The 22,649-nt window shown below is 31.3% G+C and carries 20 protein-coding genes and 2 tRNA genes; 7 read left to right on the plus strand and 15 right to left on the minus strand.

Annotation, left to right across the window (positions count from 1 at the left end):
• Window positions 1-151: 151 nt before the first annotated feature.
• From purL to N534_RS0107720, 5 genes are all read right to left on the minus strand, one after another.
• Window positions 152-3,820, minus strand: a complete 3,669-nt coding sequence (purL, locus tag N534_RS0107700) for a phosphoribosylformylglycinamidine synthase (protein WP_028891933.1) — start codon at window positions 3,818-3,820, stop codon at window positions 152-154.
• Between the two features lie 111 nt (window positions 3,821-3,931).
• Window positions 3,932-5,368 carry a S41 family peptidase gene (locus N534_RS0107705; protein WP_028891934.1) on the minus strand — a complete coding sequence of 479 codons (1,437 nt, stop codon included), beginning with the start codon at window positions 5,366-5,368 and terminating at the stop codon, window positions 3,932-3,934.
• An 81-nt stretch (window positions 5,369-5,449) separates the two neighbouring features.
• Window positions 5,450-6,241 (minus strand): carboxypeptidase-like regulatory domain-containing protein, encoded by a 792-nt coding sequence (locus tag N534_RS0107710; RefSeq protein ID WP_028891935.1) that lies wholly within the window; start codon window positions 6,239-6,241, stop codon window positions 5,450-5,452.
• 127 nt (window positions 6,242-6,368) lie between these two features.
• Window positions 6,369-6,455, minus strand: a tRNA-Leu gene (locus N534_RS0107715).
• A 35-nt stretch (window positions 6,456-6,490) separates the two neighbouring features.
• Window positions 6,491-6,566, minus strand: a tRNA-Lys gene (locus N534_RS0107720).
• Window positions 6,567-6,673: 107 nt separating this feature from the next.
• Here N534_RS0107720 and N534_RS0107725 point away from each other — a divergent pair.
• Window positions 6,674-7,192, plus strand: a complete 519-nt coding sequence (locus N534_RS0107725; protein ID WP_028891936.1) for a shikimate kinase — start codon at window positions 6,674-6,676, stop codon at window positions 7,190-7,192.
• Here N534_RS0107725 and N534_RS0107730 read toward each other — a convergent pair.
• Together N534_RS0107730 and N534_RS0107735 are read right to left on the minus strand one after the other, a co-directional pair.
• A complete protein-coding gene (locus N534_RS0107730; protein WP_028891937.1) occupies window positions 7,184-7,687 on the minus strand; it encodes a phosphoribosyltransferase family protein in 504 nt (167 codons plus the stop codon). The two genes, N534_RS0107725 and N534_RS0107730, sit on opposite strands and share 9 nt — an antisense overlap.
• Before the next feature lie 26 nt (window positions 7,688-7,713).
• Window positions 7,714-8,103: an RNA-binding S4 domain-containing protein gene (locus N534_RS0107735; protein WP_028891938.1), complete on the minus strand. Its 390-nt coding sequence runs from the start codon at window positions 8,101-8,103 to the stop codon at window positions 7,714-7,716.
• Between the two features lie 79 nt (window positions 8,104-8,182).
• Here N534_RS0107735 and N534_RS0107740 point away from each other — a divergent pair, with 79 nt between their 5' ends.
• Window positions 8,183-9,061: a hypothetical protein gene (locus N534_RS0107740; protein ID WP_028891939.1), complete on the plus strand. Its 879-nt coding sequence runs from the start codon at window positions 8,183-8,185 to the stop codon at window positions 9,059-9,061.
• Between the two features lie 57 nt (window positions 9,062-9,118).
• Here N534_RS0107740 and N534_RS0107745 read toward each other — a convergent pair whose 3' ends face one another.
• The 5 genes from N534_RS0107745 to smpB all read right to left on the minus strand — a co-directional run bounded on the left by N534_RS0107745 (window position 9,119) and on the right by smpB (window position 12,774).
• Window positions 9,119-9,736 carry a porin family protein gene (locus tag N534_RS0107745; RefSeq protein WP_028891940.1) on the minus strand — a complete coding sequence of 206 codons (618 nt, stop codon included), beginning with the start codon at window positions 9,734-9,736 and terminating at the stop codon, window positions 9,119-9,121.
• Window positions 9,737-9,845: 109 nt separating this feature from the next.
• The gene (locus N534_RS0107755; protein ID WP_028891941.1) at window positions 9,846-10,796 is read right to left on the minus strand and encodes a transketolase family protein; all 951 of its coding nucleotides are present in this window, start codon (window positions 10,794-10,796) and stop codon (window positions 9,846-9,848) included.
• A 54-nt stretch (window positions 10,797-10,850) separates the two neighbouring features.
• The gene (locus N534_RS0107760; protein ID WP_028891942.1) at window positions 10,851-11,432 is read right to left on the minus strand and encodes a Maf-like protein; all 582 of its coding nucleotides are present in this window, start codon (window positions 11,430-11,432) and stop codon (window positions 10,851-10,853) included.
• Entirely contained in the window at window positions 11,419-12,315 is an 897-nt protein-coding gene (locus N534_RS0107765; protein ID WP_028891943.1) for a hypothetical protein, read from the minus strand. Before N534_RS0107765 ends, N534_RS0107760 begins: the two co-directional genes overlap by 14 nt.
• Before the next feature lie 3 nt (window positions 12,316-12,318).
• Window positions 12,319-12,774, minus strand: coding sequence for an SsrA-binding protein SmpB (gene smpB / locus N534_RS0107770; RefSeq protein WP_028891944.1), 456 nt, complete (start codon window positions 12,772-12,774; stop codon window positions 12,319-12,321).
• Between the two features lie 121 nt (window positions 12,775-12,895).
• On the opposite strand from smpB, the gene N534_RS0107775 reads away from it, so the two are divergent.
• The gene (locus N534_RS0107775) at window positions 12,896-13,531 is read left to right on the plus strand and encodes an OmpW family protein (RefSeq protein ID WP_028891945.1); all 636 of its coding nucleotides are present in this window, start codon (window positions 12,896-12,898) and stop codon (window positions 13,529-13,531) included.
• 133 nt (window positions 13,532-13,664) lie between these two features.
• A complete protein-coding gene (locus N534_RS0107780) occupies window positions 13,665-14,390 on the plus strand; it encodes a DUF6503 family protein (protein WP_028891946.1) in 726 nt (241 codons plus the stop codon).
• A 64-nt stretch (window positions 14,391-14,454) separates the two neighbouring features.
• Here the strand turns inward: N534_RS0107780 and N534_RS0107785 are convergent, their stop codons facing one another.
• Both N534_RS0107785 and clpB read right to left on the minus strand, forming a co-directional pair.
• On the minus strand, window positions 14,455-14,883 hold the full coding sequence (locus tag N534_RS0107785; protein ID WP_028891947.1) for an Hsp20/alpha crystallin family protein: 429 nt from the start codon (window positions 14,881-14,883) through the stop codon (window positions 14,455-14,457).
• A gap of 127 nt (window positions 14,884-15,010) precedes the next feature.
• Window positions 15,011-17,623: an ATP-dependent chaperone ClpB gene (clpB, locus tag N534_RS0107790; protein ID WP_028891948.1), complete on the minus strand. Its 2,613-nt coding sequence runs from the start codon at window positions 17,621-17,623 to the stop codon at window positions 15,011-15,013.
• Window positions 17,624-17,784: 161 nt separating this feature from the next.
• Between clpB and ytxJ the strand changes: the two genes are divergently transcribed.
• Window positions 17,785-18,171 (plus strand): bacillithiol system redox-active protein YtxJ, encoded by a 387-nt coding sequence (ytxJ, locus tag N534_RS0107795; protein ID WP_369791960.1) that lies wholly within the window; start codon window positions 17,785-17,787, stop codon window positions 18,169-18,171.
• 70 nt (window positions 18,172-18,241) lie between these two features.
• On the plus strand, window positions 18,242-19,798 hold the full coding sequence (locus N534_RS0107800) for a DEAD/DEAH box helicase (protein ID WP_028891950.1): 1,557 nt from the start codon (window positions 18,242-18,244) through the stop codon (window positions 19,796-19,798).
• 91 nt (window positions 19,799-19,889) lie between these two features.
• On the opposite strand, the gene fahA is transcribed toward N534_RS0107800, so the two are convergent.
• Window positions 19,890-21,167 carry a fumarylacetoacetase gene (gene fahA / locus N534_RS0107805; RefSeq protein WP_028891951.1) on the minus strand — a complete coding sequence of 426 codons (1,278 nt, stop codon included), beginning with the start codon at window positions 21,165-21,167 and terminating at the stop codon, window positions 19,890-19,892.
• A gap of 168 nt (window positions 21,168-21,335) precedes the next feature.
• Here fahA and glyA point away from each other — a divergent pair, with 168 nt between their 5' ends.
• On the plus strand, window positions 21,336-22,610 hold the full coding sequence (gene glyA / locus N534_RS0107810; protein ID WP_028891952.1) for a serine hydroxymethyltransferase: 1,275 nt from the start codon (window positions 21,336-21,338) through the stop codon (window positions 22,608-22,610).
• The last annotated feature ends 39 nt before the right edge of the window (window positions 22,611-22,649 follow it).

Consider the following 22,649-nt stretch of genomic DNA (forward strand, 5'->3'; position numbering starts at 1 on the left):
GAATATAAGTTGAATAAGAAGAATATTACAAATGTTATCGCAATTTAATAGTTAACAAATGTAAAATATATATTTTTAGAGTTTACTTTTGTAAAAAAAAAGCACCCTGTTTACAGAGTGCTTTTTTATTGTTGAGAAAGTAGTATTCTACTTATTTTTTATTCTCTATCCATTTTCTTGCATTTACAAAAGCTTCTAACCAAGGAGAAACTTCATCTTGTCTGTCTTGTGGATAATAAGCCCAGTTCCATTGGAAAGTAGAACGCTCAATATGTGGCATTGTAACTAAATGACGACCAGTCTTATCACATAGCATTGCTGTGTTATAATCTGAACCGTTTGGATTATTAGGATATCCTTCATAACCATACTTAGCAACAATATTATAATTGTTTTCAGTTTCTGGTAAATTGAATTTACCTTCTCCATGAGAAATCCAAACTCCTAATTCAGTTCCCACTAAACTAGATAACATTACTGAATTATTTTCTTGAACTTTTACAGATGTAAACGAACTTTCGTGTTTCTTAGATTCATTATGAAGCATTTTACCATGTTCGTTATGTTCTGGATTAATTAATTCTAACTCCATAAACAACTGACATCCGTTACAAATACCTACTGAAAGCGTATCTTCTCTTTTAAAGAAATTTTTCAAAGCTGTATTTGCTTTTTCATTATATAAGAATGCTCCAGCCCATCCTTTAGCAGACCCTAAAACATCTGAATTAGAAAAACCTCCAACTGCTCCAATGAATTGAATATCTTCTAAAGTTTCACGACCAGAAATTAAATCAGTCATGTGAACATCTTTCACGTCAAAACCAGCCAAATACATAGCATTTGCCATTTCGCGTTCTGAGTTTGAACCCTTTTCACGAATAATTGCAGCTTTTGGTCTGTTTGTTACAGTACCCACAGTATCAGTTAGTTTACCTGTAAAATGAGTTGGAAATGTATATTGTAATGGTTGATTCTTATAATTATCAAAACGATCTTTAGCTAAACCATTAGCTGTTTGTTTTTGATCTAATAAATAAGAAGTCTTATACCATGTATCTCTTAGCTCAGCAACAGATAAAGCAAAAATATCAGTTCCGTTTTTAATATTTAATCTGTCAGATTCAGTAACAGAACCTATTTTGAAAAATTCAATATTATTATCAGCTAAAGTTTGCTCTACAGAAGAATCTACCGATTGAAAAACAATTCCTGAGTTTTCAGCAAATAATAATTTAATACTGTCAGTTTCTTTTAAAGCAGATAAATCTAGGTTTGCACCCACATTTACATCAGCAAAACACAATTCTAATAAAGTAGTAATTAATCCTCCAGATGCAACATCGTGACCTGCGACAATTTTTCCTTCTTTTATTAAATTCTGTAAAACATTAAATGCTGATTTAAAGAATTCATTATTAGTAATAGTAGGAGCAGAGTTACCTAATTTGTTTACTATTTGCGCAAACGAACTTCCTCCTAATTTAAATTCATCTTGCGATAAATTAATATAATAGATATCTCCCTTGTTTGGTTGTAAAACAGGTTCTATAACTTTATTGATATCGTTACAGTTAGCTGCAGCTGAAATAACTACAGTACCAGGAGAAATTACTTCTTCATTCGGATATTTCTGTTTCATTGATAAAGAATCTTTTCCTGTAGGAACATTGATTCCTAAATCGATAGAAAAATCAGAAACAGCTTTTACTGCTTTGTATAAACGAGCATCTTCACCTTCATTTTTACAAGGCCACATCCAGTTTGCTGATAATGAAACTGATTGTAAACCATCTTTTAAAGGAGCCCATACAATATTAGTTAATGCTTCAGCAATTGAGTTTTTACTTCCTGCTTCTGGATCAATTAATCCAGAAATAGGAGAGTGTCCTATTGTAGTAGCAATACCTTCTTTACCTTTATAATCCAACGCCATCACACCTACATTGTTCAATGGAATTTGTAAAGAACCAACACATTGTTGCTTCGCTACTTTTCCTCCAACACAACGGTCAACTTTATTTGTTAACCAATCTTTACAGGCAACAGCTTCTAATTGTAGTACTTGCTCTAAATATTGGGTAAAGTTTTCTTTTGAATAATTTACGTCAGCGTAGTTTCTATCAATTGTTTTATCAGTCATGATTGTTTTTGGAGAACTACCAAACATATCTTCTAAAGCTAAATCCATAGGTTTGTTACCGTTGGTTTTAGATTCAAAAGTAAAACGATGGTCACCAGTAACATCACCAACAGTGTACATTGGTGAACGTTCACGTTCAGCAATCTTATTAAGGGTATCAATATGCTTTTCAGCAATCACTAATCCCATACGCTCTTGAGATTCATTACCAATAATCTCTTTATCAGATAGCGTAGGGTCACCCACTGGTAATTTATCTAAATCGATGTTTCCACCCGTATCTTCCACTAATTCTGATAAACAGTTTAAGTGTCCACCAGCTCCATGATCGTGAATAGAAACAATATAGTTTTCATCACTTTCTACCATACCACGAACGGCATTGGCAGCACGCTTTTGCATTTCAGGGTTAGAACGCTGAATTGCATTTAATTCAATTCCTGAAGAAAATTCTCCAGTATCAGCAGAAGAAACCGCAGCTCCTCCCATACCAATACGGTAATTTTCACCTCCAAGAATTACTATTTTATCTCCTTCTTGTGGAGTACCTTTTAAAGCTTGTTCTTTTTTACCATATCCAATTCCTCCAGCTTGCATAATTACTTTGTCGAAACCAAGTTTGCGAGCATCTTCTTCATGTTCAAAAGTTAAGACAGAACCACAAATTAATGGTTGTCCGAACTTATTACCAAAATCAGACGCTCCGTTAGAAGCTTTGATTAAGATATCCATTGGAGTTTGATATAACCATTTACGTTCATCCATTCCTTTTTCCCAAGGACGATTCTCCTCTAAACGAGAGTAAGAAGTCATATAAACAGCAGTACCTGCTAATGGTAAAGACCCTTTTCCTCCAGCTAATCTATCGCGAATTTCACCTCCTGATCCTGTTGCTGCTCCATTAAAAGGCTCTACAGTAGTAGGGAAGTTGTGTGTTTCAGCTTTTAATGAAATAACAGATTCAAACTCTTTTGTTTCGTAAAAATCTGGTTTATCTGCACTTTTTGGAGCAAATTGCTCCACTTTTGGTCCTTTTACAAAAGCAACATTGTCTTTATATGCAGAAACAATATCGTTTGGATTCTGCTTTGACGTTTCTTTAATTAACTTGAATAATGAAGTAGGCATTTCTTCTCCATCAATAACAAAAGTTCCATTAAAAATTTTATGACGACAGTGTTCTGAGTTTACTTGAGAAAATCCAAATACTTCAGAGTCGGTTAATTTTCTTCCAATTTTAGTAGCAACTTCTTCTAAATAAGTAACTTCTTCATTGCTTAAGGCCAAACCTTCTTGCTCATTGTAAGCTGAGATGTCTTCAATTTCTAAGATAGGTTCTGGTTGAATATCAATAGTAAACGTGTTTTGATGTAAACCATTAAGTTTTTGAGAAATCATCGGATCAAAATCAGAAAAATCATCAGCTACTGCTTCAAATTCTTCAATTCTAATAATTCCAGAAATTCCCATGTTTTGTGTTATTTCAACAGCATTGGTACTCCACGGAGTAATCATTGCTGCTCTAGGCCCAACAAAAAAGGCGTCGAGAGACGCCGCATTTATTTTCGGTTGGTTGCCAAATAACCAAGTTAACTTCGAAATTGTTTCAGATGTTAATTCTTCTGTTGTTTGAACAGCAAATACTTTACTGTTTACGTTTCCAAAGAAATGAATCATTATATTATAGTTGTGTTTGTGTGTGTTTTTAAAGGTGTAAATTTAATTCTTTTGAATGAAATAGAAGCATAAAAAAAGCAGCAAAATTTTGCTGCTTTTTATAAGGTAATTTTACTTATTAAAGTAATGACTATCAATATACATTTCTTGTTCAAACTTGTTTGTTGATACATTTATATCAATACGTTCAAAACTTTTTACTTCGTATGTAGATTTTGCAGATAAACCTCTTATGTCATCCAAGGCTGTTTTAAGTACAATTTCATTTTCATCACCAAAAGGTAAGATGTTATCCCAATGTTTCCATTCTTCGATTAAGATATTAGGCTCAAATCCATTACCATAATCATTTTGACCAAGCTTATTATAGATTTGAAAAACAATTGGTTGCATAGCCATTTTATGAGAAGAATTAGCTGTGTTTACATTAGTATAGTCACTAGTTGGTGAGTCATATAATGTTATTGACCCTTCATTTTTTCCAACAGTTTTAGTTCCTACTACTTTTACATCAATAAAAGGGCGTAATCCATTTATAATCATTTCACTAGCGGATGCAGTACTACCAGATGCTAAAACATATAATTTATTAATACCTGATAATCTATTAATTGTTTCTTCACTAGTCTTTTTTCCATCTGCACCATAAACATTTAATGTATTATCAAAATAATAAGGATCATTATATTGAGAGTGTTTGCTGTTGAATTTTAATTCAGCAAACTTATCAGTACCTGCTTCAGCATGTATCATACTTGCTAAGTATGCAGATGTTTGTACAGAACCACCACCATTAATTCTTAAATCTAACACTAATTCTTGAACACCAGCAGATTTTAATTCAGCAAAAGCAGCATTTAACTCATCGTTATAAGAAGACCTGAAGCCATTGTATACTATGTATCCAACTTTCTTACCATTTATATTATCAAAAACTTTAGTTAAATGTACAGGGTTGTCTGATACTACTGCTTGTGAAATCGTTTTGTTTTCTTTAAAAGTTTGACCGTCTTTTTCTGTAAATGAAAACTCTGAAGTTTCTTGATAATAACCATCCAAAACACTATTATAATTGCTTAAAGTCATTACAGTTCCATTAATGGCGTTTATTATATCTCCTCTTTTAAATCCAGCTAGATCTGCAGGAGAGTTTTTAGAAACGTGTTGAATATACATTATTACATAATCGGTTGTACCAACTCTAACCAAACTTGGTCTAAAACCAAAAGTTTTAGAAGTACCTTGGAATTGTTGTTGTTGAGCAACATAATCTTCAATAAACCAAGAGAAATCATCCTTTGCATGTTTTAAACTTTCAAATAATGAGCTAGGAGTACTGTAAGAGTTAAGGTAGGTATAATAATCATTTTTATTATCATCTTTACTATCTGCTAAATTAGGAACATCTTCTTGCCAGTTATACCATGAGTTCATAGCTTTCCAAACAAAATCATTAGCGAGATTGTCAAGAACGGGCGGATTTATATCTTCCTTACTACAGCTTAAAAGTATAACAAATAGAAAAGATAATAATATGGTTTTTCTCATTTTAAATGTAATTATTTATTAGTTATTAAACAATATAACAGATAAATTATGGAAATCCCTACTTTTTTAACATAAAAGATCTTATTTAGGTATTCTGTCTCGTTCTATTTTACCATTTTTAACAGCCTTGTAGTTTTCATAACAGTTTAAAACGGCTTCGATAAGTTGTAAATCACTAGCTTTTTTTATGAAATATTCAGAATAGTTACAATCAGAAAGTAGCTTGTTTAACTCAGTTCTGTCCATTTCTAAATATTCCATCATTACTTCTCTGTCAAATTTGCCTGCAAGCATTTTACGTAAATCATCTTCTTGTTTAAGCTTTTTTAACTTTTTTAGTTGTTTAGGCTTACTTCCAAAGTGGTTATATACTAAATCAACAGGGTTTAATAATTTAGCTATAGGAGAGGATATTTTTTGAGGCTTTCCTACTTCATAGGTTTGTGGTAATCCGTTAATATGTATTCTTGTAAAACGATCTTTAGGTACTTGCTTTACATCAACTTCTAAAACACCAATGAGTTCTGTAGATTTAATAACTACCTCTTTAACCTCTTCAGGTTTTTCTTCTAAAGAAATTACAACTTCATTACCTTTTAAAAGGTCGTTTGTTACTTTTAGTTTTATAGAGGAATACCCCAAATAAGATACCAAAACAGTATCATTTGCTTTTGCAACAAGACTAAAGCTTCCTTGCTCGTTGGTAATTGTACCTACTACAGTATTTAAGTTTAGTATATGGGCGGCACTTAAAGGTTTTTTAGATTCAGAATCTATAATTTGTCCTTTAAGGTTATTATCTTGAGTGGTTTGAGCTATTGTTATTAATGACGAAACAAGAAGTAACAATAAAATGGTGTATTGTTTTTGCATAATGCAATAATAAGAATAAATAGATTTTGTTTAGTTAATTATCTGTGAAATTGATAAGAGAAGTGAGAATTACATTAATAAAATAAAAAAGCACAAACTTCTTCAAAAGTTTATGCTTTTTATTGTTTGGTGCACATAAGAAGATTCGAACTTCCACATTCCTAAGAATACTGCCCCCTCAAGGCAGCGCGTCTACCAATTCCGCCATATGTGCTTAAACTAAAAAAGTTAAGCTTTCGCTTAACTTTTTGGTGACCGGGCTGGGGCTCGAACCCAGGACCCTCTCCTTAAAAGGGAGATGCTCTACCAACTGAGCTACCCGGTCATTGCTTCCTTGTGAAAGCGGTTGCAAATATACAACTGTTCTTTAAATGAAAAAAGCTTTTTTGTAATATTTTTTACAGATATTTGTAACTGCTTAATTACTAGTTTATGAAAATTGTATTATTGGGATATATGGCTAGCGGGAAATCGACAGTTGGTAGGATTTTAGCCGAAAAAATGCAGATTTCTTTTATAGATTTAGATGCGTATATCGAGGAAAAAGAGAAAATGTCGGTATCTGATGTTTTTAAAGAGAAAGGAGAAATTTATTTTCGTAAACAAGAACATATTTATCTAAAAGCTCTTTTAGATAAAAAAGAAGATTTTGTATTATCTTTAGGTGGAGGTACACCATGTTATGCAGGAAACATGAATGTACTATTAAGTTATGATGATGTGACTTCTGTCTATTTAAAAACTTCTATAAATACTATTATGGAAAGATTAGTGAATGAAAAAAGCCAACGCCCATTGGTAGCTCGCTTACATAAAGATGAATTGGCTGAGTTTATAGCCAAACACTTATTTGAAAGAAGCTATTATTACAATCAAGCTACTCATAAATTAGTAGTTGATAATAAAGATGTGAGAGAAACTGTAGAAGATCTTCAGTTTCTATTAACTTAAATAAGCAATAGTTTCATTTGATTTAAACTCAACAACTACATGTTCTTTAATAGAGGTAGATAAAGAAATACCTTTAAAGTCTGCTTTTACTGGATATTTTTTGTGATTTCTATTTACTAACACGGCGGTTTTAAATCTTTTTAAAGGAACTTCTAAAAAGTGTTTAACTCCATAAATTAAAGTAGTACCTGAGTTTAAAACATCATCAACTAATACTAATGCTTTATTTTTGTATTCGTCACTAGTTATAGAAGTTGTAATAGGGGTTGTAGGTTTTTTCTTATTGATAGAAACTTTACAAAGGGTAACTTGTAAAGGTGAGATTTTATTTACGGCATCAGCAATTTTTTCAGCAAGAAAAAAACCGTTATCAGCAATACCCGCAATAATAATTTCATTTTCATCACTATTACTTTCGTAGATTTGAAAAGCCATTCTACGTATTTTTTGCTCTATTTGCGTATTATTTAAGATGATATTGTTGGTGTTGGTCATTTTTTCTTTTAGTTTAAACAAAGGAATTACAAATTAACATCATTTTCTGCAGAATCATCGTAATAATCTTCAATATCACGACGATCTTTTTTGGTTGGACGTCCAGTTCCTTTTTTACGATAATAATCTTTAGAGTACTTTAATAACTCAGTTTTTTCAAACTCTTCTTTAGGAGTTAAGTCTTTTCGATATAAATCAACCAATTTAGCACCCACACGGTTAGGAGGGATGTCTAAAATCTTTATTTTATAATTAATTTGATTTTTCCGAATAGTAATCTCTTCATTTCCAAAAACTTCTTTAGAGGGTTTTAAATTGGTTCCGTCAATCTTTACATGCCCTTTTTTACAAGCATCTGTGGAAATACTACGGGTTTTAAATAATCGGATACACCACAAATATTTGTCAATTCTCATATAAAAAGTTAATTTTTGTCGTTTCGTTTTTTACAAAGGTATAAAAATGGTAAATTGCGCGTTAAAATTTCAAAATTAAATGATAAAATTAAAACATTTATTTTACGTTGCCGTAGTGGGTACACTCTTATATGCTTGTGGTAGTGATAGTAATTCTATAATTGATAATTTTGATCATGAAGCTCAAGCAGTTAAAGATCAAGACTCTATAGTTAAATTCTTGAAAACTCATTATTATAAGGAGGTTGTAGACTCAATAAAACCATTGATAGATGGTGAAACAGCTTTGATTGATGATGTAAGATTAAAAAGTAGAGTGATAAATGAATATGATATTGATTACACTTACTATTACTTTGTAAAAGAAGAAGGAATTTCTGCGAAAGGAAACCCTTCTGTAGTTGATTCAGTTCTTACAACCTATAGATTAAGTTCTTTAGATTCTTCAAACAAGTTAACTAAAGTGCAAGATTTAACTAGAGCAACATGGTTTGATCCTTCATCAATTGTTCTTGGTGGTGTTAGAGGTTGGGTTTATGGATTTACTCATTTTGTTGGAGGAGAAAATGCAACTGGTAATGGTCCTATAACATATAATGGTACAGGGAAAGGTTTTTTCTTATTGCCTTCAGGATTAAGCTATAGAAACGGAGGGAATTTACCTAATAAGAGTTTATTGTATATTATTGATTTATATGATATTGTTGAAGACACAGACCATGATCAAGATGGAGTCCCTTCAATTTATGAAGATGTAGATGGAGATGGTAAGCCTTGGAATGATGATACAGATAAAAATGGAGCTTTTAATTTTTTAGATTCAGATGATGATGGCGATGGTGTTTTTACCAAAGACGAAGATAAAAATGGTGACGGAGACCCAAGAAATGATTTTAATGATCCGAATAAACCAAATGTACCCGATTATTTAAATAGAGACATTAGAGTTAAATATTAAAACATAAAAAAAACCGAAGTTAAAAACTTCGGTTTTTTTTATATCTGATTGATTGTTTTAGAATCTGTAAGAAAGACCTAAAATAATTTGGTTTACACGAGTGTCAAAATTTACGTTTTCAAAATTAGAATCAGCGAATGTAGCTTCTGTGTCAGATAAAGCTCTTTCCCAACGAACATCTAAGCCTAATTTACCAAGTTCTATACCAGCTCCAAATTGCACTCCAACTGAGAACCCGTCAGAATTAACTTGTTTTAATTCTTCTATATCAAAATCAGAATCTAAAATATATTGAAAAGAAGGTCCTCCAAAAACATGTGCTACTTTTAAAAATTTATATCCTACTAAAACAGGGATATCGATCTTTTGAAAATCGTATGTGGTTGCTTGTGCTGTTGAAGTAGAATTATATTTATAAGAAACTTCATTACTTAATTGAGTATATACTAATTCAGGTCTTAAGTATAAATCTGTAACAGGTAAGTTTATACGTAACCAAGCACCTGCATGGAATCCTGTTTTACTTTTTGCATTATCAAAAACTACATCATTTTTTACATCAGAGAAAGAATCTGAGTTGTAGTTGATACCAGCTTTGATACCTCCTTGGATTTGACTTTGTGCTAATTGAACTACTCCTATAAAAAGGAAAATCATTAAAACTGCTTTTTTCATTTGTTTTAAATTTATTTATTAATAATTGGTGTTATACTTAAGTTTAGTACAAAAAAAATACATCACTTTAAACCTAAAAAGTGATGTATTTATTGTAAGTGTATTAAGTTTATTTTCTTGAAATAACTTTCTCCACTGCTTTAACAATGGCTTCATCATTTAAACCATACTTTTTCATTAATTCTGCTGGTGTTGCAGATTCTCCGAAGCTGTCATTTACAGCTACAAATTCTTGTGGAGTAGGATTGTTAGTAGCTAAACAACGAGCAATACTTTCACCTAAACCTCCATATTTATTATGCTCTTCAGCAGTAACAACACACCCTGTTTTAGCAACCGACTTTAAAATAGCTTCTTCATCTAAAGGTTTAATGGTGTGTATATTGATTACCTCTGCAGAAATTCCTTTTTCTTCTAATTGTTCAGCGGCTTGTAATGCTTCCCAAACTAAATGTCCAGTTGCTACAATCGTTACATCAGTACCTTCGGTAAGTTGAATCGCTTTACCAATTTCAAAAGGTTGATCAGTCATAAACACAGGGACACTAGGTCTTCCAAAACGTAAATATACAGGTCCTTCATGTTCAGCAATAGCTATAGTTGCTGCTTTGGTTTGACTATAATCACAAGTGTTAATTACTGTCATACCAGGTAACATTTTCATTAACCCTAAATCTTCTAATATTTGATGTGTTGCTCCATCTTCACCTAAGGTTAATCCTGCATGAGAAGCACAAATTTTTACATTTTTATCAGAATATGCGATTGATTGACGAATTTGATCGTACACTCGACCTGTAGAAAAGTTAGCAAATGTACCTGTAAAAGGAATTTTTCCACCAATTGTTAATCCAGCTGCAATTCCCATCATATTAGCTTCAGCAATTCCAACTTGAAAGAAACGTTCTGGGTGATTTTTAGCAAACACATTCATTTTTAAAGAGCCTGTTAAATCTGCACAAAGAGCAACAACATTAGGGTTTGTTTTTCCTAATTCGGTTAAACCATCACCAAACCCAGATCGGGTATCTTTTTTTTCAGTATAAGTATATTTTTTCATCAGTTTGTGTTGTGTAAATACGTGTCAAAAATAATCTTTTATAAAAAGGTAGCCTTATAATTTTGATAATTCTTTGTAAAGTTTATGAACAGGAAATCCCATAACATTGAAATAACTTCCTTCAATCTTTGTAATTCCTATTTTGCCAATCCATTCTTGAATTCCATAGGCTCCAGCTTTGTCAAAAGGTTTATAAGTCTTTATATAATAATTGATTTCTTCATCAAGTAGTTCTTTAAATGTAACAATAGTAATGTCATTAATGATATATTGAAAGGTTTTACTTGTAAGACATATTGAAGTGATTACTTCGTGAGTTGTACCAGACAGCTCTTTTAGCATGTTAAAAGCTTCGTTATAGTTTTTAGGTTTTCCTAAAGCCTTGTTATTTAGCCAAACAATAGTATCTGAAGTAATTAATAAGTCATTTTCCTTTAATTCGGTTGAAAAAGGAGAAGCTTTTAGAGCAGCTAGATAATCTGTAATTTGTGAATGTTTTAATTCCTTTGGATATCTCTCTTCTATATCTTTAGTTTTTATAGAAAAAGGTATATCTAAGCTTTTTATTAATTCTTGTCTTCTAGGTGAATTAGAAGCTAAAATTACGTTGTATTTTGATAGTTTAGTAGATAACATGTTTAAAGTGATAAGCTATTAAAGGGATGCTTAATAATGCTAGAAAAAAATTAAAATAACTAATTTTAATGAGTTGCTGATAGTTTTTTACTTCAGAAGCTTTCATTAAATGATATATGAAATACAAATCAGGAAGAACACCTAATAGCATTAAAGTTGAGAAAATAAATTTACTATCAGAAAAGGTTATTGCTATAGAAAAAATAAAAAAACAACCGATAATGGAAAGTAGTAAAGCTATATCTCTAGCTCTCTTTCTTCCTAATAAAATTGGAAGTGTTTTTTGTTTGTTTTGATTGTCTTCATTTACATTAATTAAATCAATAATTATTTCAAAAACAATATTACTGAAAAAAGAAATTATTATATAAGCTATTGTAATTAGTTGAAGATTAAAAAATAAAGTCCATTGTTCTTGAGTTAAGTAAAGAGGACAATCAAACCATAATAAAGTTAATAAAGCAAAAGGTTTAAGAAAAGCAGTAACAATATTGCTTATAAACGTCTTTTTTATATTACTTTTTATGTAAAAATGAACAACTATAGGACAAATAATAAATAAGATTCCATTAAGAGGTCTTTCTATTTTAAAAGATAAAAGAATGCCTACAAAAACTCCAATAAAAGTAAGTAAAAATGAAAGCTTCTTTATTTTTTTAAGGTTTACTTTTGTTTTTTTATATTGATTTCGAGTAATAAAACTCGTAATATATCCAGACGCTAGTAAAAGAGCACTAGCAATTGATAAAAGCCCTAAATCAAAAAAAGAAAGCGTTGTTTTAAAGCCATAACCATATAAAAAACAGAACTTAAATAAAAATAAAATAAAAACGAAGTATATGATTTTCTTCCACTGAATAATATTTAAGAAACTATTATTCATTAATTAAAAAGCCTTTTTAATTCTGGCTAAATCACGTTTAGTGTCACGGTCTTTAATGGTGTTTCTTTTATCGTGAGTTTTCTTTCCTTTGGCAAGAGCTATTTCTAATTTAGCCCATCCATTTTCATTTATAAACAAGCGTAAAGGAACAATTGTATTACCTTTTGATTCTACTTCTTTTTCAAGCTTTTTTAGTTCACGTTTGTTTAGTAATAAACGACGTTCGCTTTTTGGTTTGTGGTTGTAATGATGCCCAAAAGCATATTCTTCAATATACATGTTAACCACAAAAAGTTCTCCTTTGTCATTAAATTCACAAAAACTTTCAGTAATTCTAGCTTTACTTTGTCGTATCGATTTTATCTCAGTACCAGTAAGTTGTATTCCGGCTGTATACTTGTCGAGTATCTCGTATTCAAAACGAGCTTTTTTATTCTGTATGTTAATCTTTTTTTGCATAAACGAAACACAAATATAACCATAATTTTAAGTTGTTAAATAAAATTATTAAGCTATGATTTAAGTCATGTTTTAAGGAAGACTACAGGGGTAATTTTGCTTAAAATTTAAACTTATAATCATGAAAAAAATTATATTAAGTGCTGTATTTGGAATTTTATTTTTTAGCAATGCAGCTGCACAAGAAACTACAAAAGCAGATGATTTTAAAAAATGGCAAGCTCGTTTTAGATGGGTTAGTGTAATGCCAAATGAATCAGCTACAATAGGAACTATTGGTGGAGATGTTGAAATTAGTAAAAGTTTTATTCCTGAATTAGATTTCACTTATTATTTTACTGAAAATATTGCTGCAGAATTAATTTTAGGTACAACAAATCACGATGTAAAAGCGGTAGGAACAGCTTTAGGAGATGTTAATTTAGGTGATGTTTGGTTATTGCCTCCAACGCTAACATTACAGTATCACTTTAATTTAAGTGATTTTAAACCTTATGTAGGTGCTGGTGTAAATTATACTATTTTTTACAACGCTGATCCAGGTGCTGTGGTAGATGTAGATTATAAAAATGGATTTGGATATGCGTTACAATTAGGTTTTGACTATGATTTAGACGATACTTGGTTTTTAAACGTAGATGCTAAGTATATCGGGTTAAGCACTGATGTAACTGTAGATGCAGGTATTGCAACTGTTCCTGCTGAAGTAGACATCAATCCATTATTAATAGGTTTTGGTGTAGGAGTAAGATTCTAAACCAAGTAGAAAGCGAGCATTTTAAGAGCTGCAATTTTGCAGCTCTTTTTTGTTATTAACAGAATTTTAAAATGAATGTAATTGAATTCCTATAAATTTGCATGCAACACTATTTTTAAAGAATCAAAATATTATGAAATACTTATATGTTTCACTGTTGATATTATTAGTTTCATGTAAACCAAAATTTACAGCACAAGAAATAATAGATCAATCATTGGCATATTCTATGTCAAATAAGATAGGCGATGCAACTATTTCTTTTGCTTTTAGAAATAATAACTATAAAGCTATACGAAACAATGGAACTTTCGAGTTAACAAGAATTGTAAAAACCGATACTACAACTGTAAAAGATGTATTGTTTAATGACGGATTTAAACGTTTTATTAATGATAGCTTAGTTAAGCTTTCAGAGGAAGAAGTAAATAAGTATAGTAATTCGGTAAATTCTGTTCATTACTTTTCTGTATTACCATTTGGGTTGAACGATAAAGCAGTTCGAAAGAAGTTGTTAGATCCAGTAACTATTAATGGAAAAGAATATTACAAAGTTAGAGTTACTTTTACTGAAGAAGGCGGGGGAGAAGATTTTGACGACGTATTTATTTACTGGTTTTCAAAAGATAATTTTCAGTTAGATTATTTAGCCTATAAATATCATACGAATGGAGGAGGAGTTCGTTTTAGAGATGTAAAAGAAGAAAAGTTAGTAAATGGAATCCGTTTTGTAGATTATAATAATTATAAACCTTTAGATAAGGATATAGATTTTTATAGCATAGATAAGTTATATGAAGAAGGAAAGTTAAAGAAGCTTTCTGAAATTGTTTTAGAGAACATAAAGGTATCTAAATAATTAGAGGTAAAATAAAAAAGCAGCGTTAAAACGCTGCTTTTTTTGTTTGAGAAAGTTAATTAATTTACTCAACCTTAATTAGTTTAGGAGTTTTTGACTTTAAAGCTTCTAATTTAGGAATACTAATTTTCAGCTCACCATTTTTATAGGTAGCCTTAATTTTTTCATAATCTACTATACCTTTAGGTAAAGTAAAACTTCTTTTAAAAGACATATAACTATATTCTTTTCGTGTATAGTTATCGTTAGTTTCTTCTTTGTCTTCTTTTTTTTCTGAAGAAATGGTTAAGATGTCATTTTCAATATTTATTTGAAAATCATCTTTATTCATTCCTGGGGCAGCTACATCAACTATAAATTCATTTTCATTATTTTTAATGTTTACAGCTGGTAAAGTAGTATTTGTGTCAGAGAAATTAGTAGAAGACCAGTCTCTAAAAAAATCATTAAAAACATTAGGTAATACAGGAAAATCGGTGTTCTTTAATAACATAACTTTACAATTTTAGTTAAACATTGTTTTTAAAGAAATAAATCAAAAAAAATACCAATTTAAAAAAGTGTCATTTTTTCACTTAAGAGATGAAAAAATGACACTTTATGTTTTGATTTTTAATTACTTATAGTTGTTCGTTTTCAATCAAGTCAGATTGATTTCTAAAAACTAACTGATCATCAAAAGCATCTAATAAGATAATACTATCAGTAGTTACTTTTCCTGATAAAATCTCTTTAGATAATTGATTTAAAACCTCTTTCTGAATAACACGTTTTACTGGACGTGCACCAAACTCTGGTTGATAACCTTTTTTGGCTAAATAATCAATAGCTTGATTTGTAGCATCAAAAGTTATGTTTTGTTTTGCAATCATCTTTTTAACACTGTTTAATTGTAGTTTTACAATCTCTTTAATGTTTTCTTCTGAAAGCGGAGTAAACATAATAATATCATCAATTCTATTTAAAAACTCTGGTCTTACCGATTGTTTTAACAACCCTAATACTTCTGTTTTCGCTAAGTCCATAGTTGTATGGATGTCTCCTTTCATATTATCAAACTTCTCTTGAATAATATGACTTCCCATGTTAGAGGTCATGATGATGATGGTGTTTTTAAAATCTGCAACACGACCTTTATTATCGGTTAATCTACCTTCGTCTAATACTTGTAGTAAGATATTAAAGGTATCAGGATGCGCTTTTTCAATCTCATCTAACAATACAACCGAATACGGTTTTCTCCTAACTGCTTCAGTTAATTGCCCACCTTCATCATAACCAACATATCCAGGAGGTGCTCCAACTAATCTACTTACCGAATGACGTTCTTGGTATTCACTCATGTCAATACGAGTCATAGCATTTTCATCATCAAATAAATATTCAGCAAGTGCTTTTGCTAACTCTGTTTTACCAACTCCTGTGGTTCCTAAGAACAAGAAAGAACCAATAGGTTTGTTGGGGTTTTGTAATCCAGATCTTGAACGACGTACCGCATCAGAAACTGCTTCTATTGCTTCTTCTTGACCAACTACACGTCTGTGGAGTTCATCTTCAAGTTTTAATAATTTCTCGCGTTCTGACTGTAACATTTTAGTAACAGGAACTCCAGTCCATTTAGCAACTACTTCGGCAATATCGTCATAAGTTACCTCTTCTTTAATTAAAGAATTTTCTTGTTGGCTTGCTAAAACTTCTTGTTGTTTGTCAAGTTCTTCTTGCGCATCTTTTATTTTTCCATAACGTAATTCAGCTACTTTACCATAATCGCCATTACGTTCAGCTTTTTCAGCTTCAAGTTTATAGTTTTCAATATCAGTTTTTAAACCTTGAATAGTATCTACTACACTTTTTTCTGATTGCCATTTTGCATTTATTTCATTACGCTCTTCTTTTAAATTGGCTAAATCAGCATTTAACGACTTCAACTTAGGTTCATCATTTTCACGTTTAATTGCTTCAATTTCAATTTCTAATTGCATTACTTTACGATCCAGTACATCTAATTCTTCTGGTTTAGAATTGATTTCCATACGTAACTTTGAAGCAGCTTCATCCATTAAATCTATCGCCTTATCTGGTAGAAAACGATTGGTAATGTAACGTTGTGATAATTCTACCGCTCCAATAATAGCTTCATCTTTAATACGAACCTTGTGATGTGCTTCATATTTATCTTTAATACCACGTAAAATTGAAATAGCACTCTCTGTATCTGGCTCATCTACCATCACTTTTTGAAAACGACGCTCTAACGCTTTGTCTTTTTCAAAATATTTTTGATACTCGTCTAGGGTAGTAGCACCAATAGCTCTTAACTCTCCACGTGCTAAAGCTGGTTTTAAAATGTTAGCAGCATCCATTGCTCCTTGACCACCACCAGCACCTACTAAAGTGTGGATTTCGTCAATGAAAAGAACAATGCTTCCTTCAGATTTAGAAACTTCTTTTACTACCGACTTTAAACGTTCTTCAAATTCACCTTTGTATTTTGCGCCAGCGATTAAAGCTCCCATATCCAAAGAAAAAATTTGTTTATCCTTTAGGTTTTCAGGAACATCCCCACGGATAATACGATGTGCTAATCCTTCTGCAATTGCAGTTTTACCTGTACCAGGTTCACCAACTAAAATAGGATTGTTCTTAGTTCTGCGTGATAAAATTTGTAACAAACGTCTAATTTCTTCATCACGACCAATAACTGGGTCTAATTTCCCGTCTTGTGCTAACTGATTTAAGTTTTTAGCATACTTATTTAAAGAATTATAAGTTTCTTCCGCACTTTGAGAAGTAACACGGTTACCTTTACGTAATTCTTCAATAGAGGCAGTTAAACTCTTTTCAGTAACACCTTGATCTTTTAGAGCTTGAGCTATTTGACTTTTTGATTTGAAAATAGCTAAGATTAAGTGCTCAATAGAAACATAATCATCGTTCATTTTTTTGGCAATGATAGCAGCTTCGTTAAGTGTTTTATTAGCTTCACGAGAAAGCATTAAATCAGCTCCAGTAACTTTAGAAAAACTTTCTAGTTGCTTATCTAAAACTTGTTGTATAACATCAATATTAATGTTAAGTTTCTTTAAAATGAAAGGAAGCACATTTTCATCGACTAAAAATAGAGCTTTAAAAATGTGTTCGTTTTCTATAAGGTTGTTACCATAGCTTTGCGCTAATTGTTGCGCTTGCTGTACGGTTTCTTGTGATTTTATTGTATAATTGTTAAAATTCATATTGTTTATTTTTTTTCTCTGTAAAAGTCAAAATCAATACCATGTTAATTTTTGAATGTAAAAACGACATTTTGTCTCAAAAACATAGATAAATACTGACTTTTTGACTGGTAAAAAATAGAGATAGTTAAAGTTGATATTAAATTAAGAAATATATGGGAATGTTGGATAGTTTTTTGGGAAATAAAAAAATAGATAAATCAGTTAAGGAGTCGTTTCTAAAATGGATTCCATTAATAACTATTGAGCAACTAGAAACAATTAAAAATCAAGCTAAAAATGAACCTGTGGCTATTTTTAAACATTCTACAAGGTGTGGTATTAGTAGTATGGTTATTAAACGTTTTGAAAATAGTTTTGATGAAGATTTGAAAGATTTAAAAGTGTATTATTTAGACTTGTTGAATTATAGAGATATTTCGAATGAAATTGCATCTCAATTTGATGTAGTGCACCAATCTCCTCAATTATTGGTAATTAAAAAAGGAGAGGTAGTAGCACACGCTTCTCATTATGATATTTCTAAAGTAGATTTGAAAAAAATCTAAAAAAACTCTTGATTTTAGTGGGATTTCCTTAAATACCTCGTATTTTTGCATATTTCAAAATTATAGAGATTTGAGTAACGAAACAGCAACTTCACAACCAAAGAAAGGAAAAAATTTATACGATTACCAAAAAGAAGCATTACACAAAATTTTTAAAAGTTTTGAAGATGCTCCAGAGAATTACCATTTGTTATATCAACTTCCAACAGGAGGTGGTAAAACAGTTATTTTCTCTGAAATTACACGTCAATATTTAAAACATCATCAAAAGAAAGTATTGATAATGACTCACCGAATTGAGTTATGTAAGCAAACAGCAAAAGTACTTACAGAGTTTGGCGTTGAAAATAAAATTATTGATAGTAAAGCTAGTTTAGATGACCAAGATCAATACGATTGCTTTGTTGCTATGGTAGAAACATTAAACAATCGTTTAAACGACGATATGTTAGATATTTCTGATGTAGGCTTGGTAATTATTGATGAGGCACACTACAATTCATTTACTAAATTATTCAAGTTTTTTGAAAAATCTTTCATTTTAGGGGTTACTGCTACTCCTTTAAGTTCCAATATCAAACTTCCGATGAAAGATAATTATGATGAGTTGATAGTAGGGGAGAGTATAGGTTCTTTGATAGAAAATGAATACTTAGCAAAAGCAAGTGTCTTTTCTTACAATGTTGGGTTAACTTCTTTAGAAGTAGGAGCTAACGGAGATTATACCGTAAAATCATCTGAAGATTTATATACCAATACAGACATGCTTTCTAAGTTATTACAAGCTTATGAAGAGCGTGCTAAAGGAACTAAAACATTGATTTTTAATAATGGTATTAATACTTCTTTACATGTGTTTGACACGTTTAAAAGAGCAGGGTATCCTATTGCACACTTAGATAATACGAACACTAAGAAAGAACGAGATTTAATATTAAAATGGTTTCATAAAACACCAAACGCAATCATTACTTCCGTAAGTATATTAACCACTGGATTTGATGAACCATCAGTAAAGTCTATCATTTTAAACAGAGCTACAAAATCATTAACTCTATATTATCAAATGATTGGTCGTGGTTCACGTATTTTACCTGGTAAATCTGATTTTAATGTAATTGACCTAGGAAATAACTTTCATCGTTTCGGTCCGTGGGGAGCAGATTTAGATTGGCAAAAAATGTTTAGGGCGCCTAACTTCTATTTAGATAATTTATTGTCTGATGAAGAAATAGAAAGCGATTTTAGGTATGAACTTCCAGCTGATGTAAAAGCAGAGTTTGCTAATTCCGAAGATTTATATTTTGATGTTAAAAAAGTGTATAGAGATACAATACAAGGAGGTGAGTCTTCTAAACGAGTACTTGAAAAATCTATAGAACACCATGCTAAAATGTGTGTTGAAAACAGTGAAGATGTTTTTGATGCTTTAATATTAGCTAAAATGTTAGCAGGAGATATTGATGACAGAATTTATAGATATTCAAAATGTATTTCTAAAAGTACCCATAACTTTATTGATTGGTTACAAGATGATTACCGAAAAAAACTAAACACATATTTACGTAGTAACTTTGATGAAGTGTACGAACAAATTCATGGACATCCACCACCAGAAGAAGAGTAAAATATACATCACTTACTTTTGTAAGTAATAAAAATAAAAAAATCCGATTCACATGAATCGGATTTTTTTATTTTTATTATGGTTTGGATTATTATTTAGCAGGTAAAACTTTACCAGAACACTCTCCAAAACCAATACGAACTTTTTCATTTTTACAGTAACCGCGCATAATAACTGTATCGTTATCATTGATAAATTTACGCTCGCTACCATCGTTCATTTTAATAGGGTTTTGACCTCTCCAAGTTAATTCTAACATCGATCCAAAACTATCTTGTGTTGGTCCAGAAATAGTACCACTTCCCATCATGTCTCCAGCATTTACAGGACATCCATTAACTGTATGATGAGTAAGTTGTTGCACCATTGTCCAGTACATATATTTAAAGTTAGAGTTACATACTACAGTTTCTTCTTTACCTTCTGGTTGAATAGCCATTTGTAAATTGATATCGTAGCTGTCTTTTCCTTCTTTTTTTAAGTAAGGTAATGGTTCAAATACTTGTTTAGGGTTGTCTACTCTAAAAGGCTCTAAAGCATCTAAAGTTACAATCCAAGGAGAAATAGTAGAAGCAAAGTTTTTACCTAAGAAAGGCCCTAAAGGAACGTACTCCCAAGCTTGAATATCACGAGCAGACCAGTCATTAAACAACACCAATCCGAAGATGTATTCTTCAGCTTCTTCAATAGGAATTCTGTCTCCTAAATCGTTCGCAACAGTAGTAATAAACGCCATTTCTAATTCAAAATCTAATAATTTTGAAGGTCCGAAATTAGGTGTAGTTTCACCTTCGTTAGGACGTTGCTGTCCAACAGGACGGTGAATAGGTGTTCCTGATGGTACTATTGAAGAACTTCTTCCGTGATAACCGATAGGAATTTGTAACCAGTTAGGCAATAAAGCGTTTTCAGGATCTCTAAATAAGCTTCCTACATTAGTGGCATGTTCTTTACTTGCGTAAAAATCGGTATAATCTCCTACAGAAACAGGAAGTTGCATTTCAACTTCATCCATTCTAAAGATTATCTTGTCTTTGTGTTCAGCGTTATCTCGTAGCTTACTATTTTTTACATCAAAAATATCAGCGATTCTATTACGAACTAAACGCCAAGTTTTACGTCCGTCAGCAATAAAATCATTTAAGGTATCTTGTAAAAAAATGTCATCTGTTAATGGGATTCCGTTAAAGTATCCTAATTGATGTAAAGCACCTAAATCAATAGCGTAATCACCAATTCTAGTACCAATAGTTATAATATCGTCTTTAGTTAGAAAAACCCCAAAAGGTATGTTTTGAATAGGGAAATCTGAGTCTTCAGCCACAGTTAACCAAGATTTTCTATTCGGATTATTAGCAGTTATTTCCATTTATCGTTTTTGTTATATTTTCATCAAACCTACATATTTTTTTCAATTTACCCCAAAAAGATGAGTAAAAAAAATGTGAAAGTATATTTAGAAACAGTTCTTGTAAAATCTGTAAAAATTGAAGAATAAAATTAGTACTTTTGGCTACTTTATGTAACAACACACAACATGCAAAAAGATCATCAAATATTTGATTTAATTCAAGAAGAAAAAGAACGTCAGCTAAACGGATTAGAGTTGATTGCTTCTGAAAATTTTGTAAGCGACCAAGTAATGGAAGCTCAAGGATCGGTTTTAACAAATAAATATGCTGAAGGATACCCACAAAAGCGTTATTACGGTGGATGTGAGGTAGTAGATATCGTAGAGCAAATTGCTATTGATAGAGCTAAAGAACTTTTCGGTGCTGAGTACGTAAACGTACAGCCACACTCTGGAAGTCAGGCTAACACAGCTGTTTTTGCTGCATGTTTAAAGCCAGGTGATACTATTTTAGGTTTCGATTTATCTCATGGAGGTCACTTAACTCACGGTTCGCCAGTAAACTTTTCTGGTAAATTATACAATCCAGTATTTTACGGAGTAGATAAAGAAACTGGATATATTGATTATAAACATTTAGAGCAACAAGCTAACGAGCATAAGCCTAAATTAATTATTGCAGGTGCTTCTGCGTATTCTCGTGATATAGACTTTAAGAAATTTAGAGAAATTGCTGATAGCGTTGGTGCTATTTTAATGGCTGATATTTCTCACCCAGCAGGATTAATTGCAAAAGGAATTTTATCAGATCCGTTACCACACTGTCATATAGTTACTACTACAACTCATAAAACGTTACGTGGACCTCGTGGTGGTATGATTATGATTGGAAAAGATTTTGAGAATCCATTCGGAGAAAAATTAAAATCAGGAAAATTAAAGAAAATGTCAACTTTGATTAATTCTGCAGTTTTCCCAGGAAATCAAGGGGGACCATTAGAGCACGTTATTGCTGCTAAAGCAGTTGCTTTTGGTGAAGCGTTAACAGATGAGTTCTTAGATTATCAAATCCAAGTAAAAGAAAATGCACAAGCAATGGCGAAAGCATTTGTAGCAAAAGGATATGAGATTATCTCAGGAGGTACAGATAACCACTGTATGTTAATTGATTTACGAAATAAAAACATTACAGGAAAAGCTGCTGAAGAAGCATTAGGTAAAGCTGAAATTACGGTAAACAAAAACATGGTTCCGTTTGATACTGAATCACCATTTGTTACTTCAGGTATTCGTGTAGGTACTGCTGCAGTTACCACTCGTGGTTTAAAAGAAGCAGATATGGAAGTAGTTGTTGACTTGATTGATGAAGCTTTAATGAATGCTGATAACGAAGAGGTATTAGAAGCAGTAGGTGAGAAGGTATACGACTTAATGCACCACAGACGTTTGTTTATTATGTAGAAGGCAATGCCTTCTAATAAGGTATAAATAAAAAGGTCG

The sequence above is a fragment of the Tenacibaculum sp. 47A_GOM-205m genome, assembly GCF_000518405.1.
Lineage (GTDB): Bacteria > Bacteroidota > Bacteroidia > Flavobacteriales > Flavobacteriaceae > Polaribacter > Polaribacter lutimaris.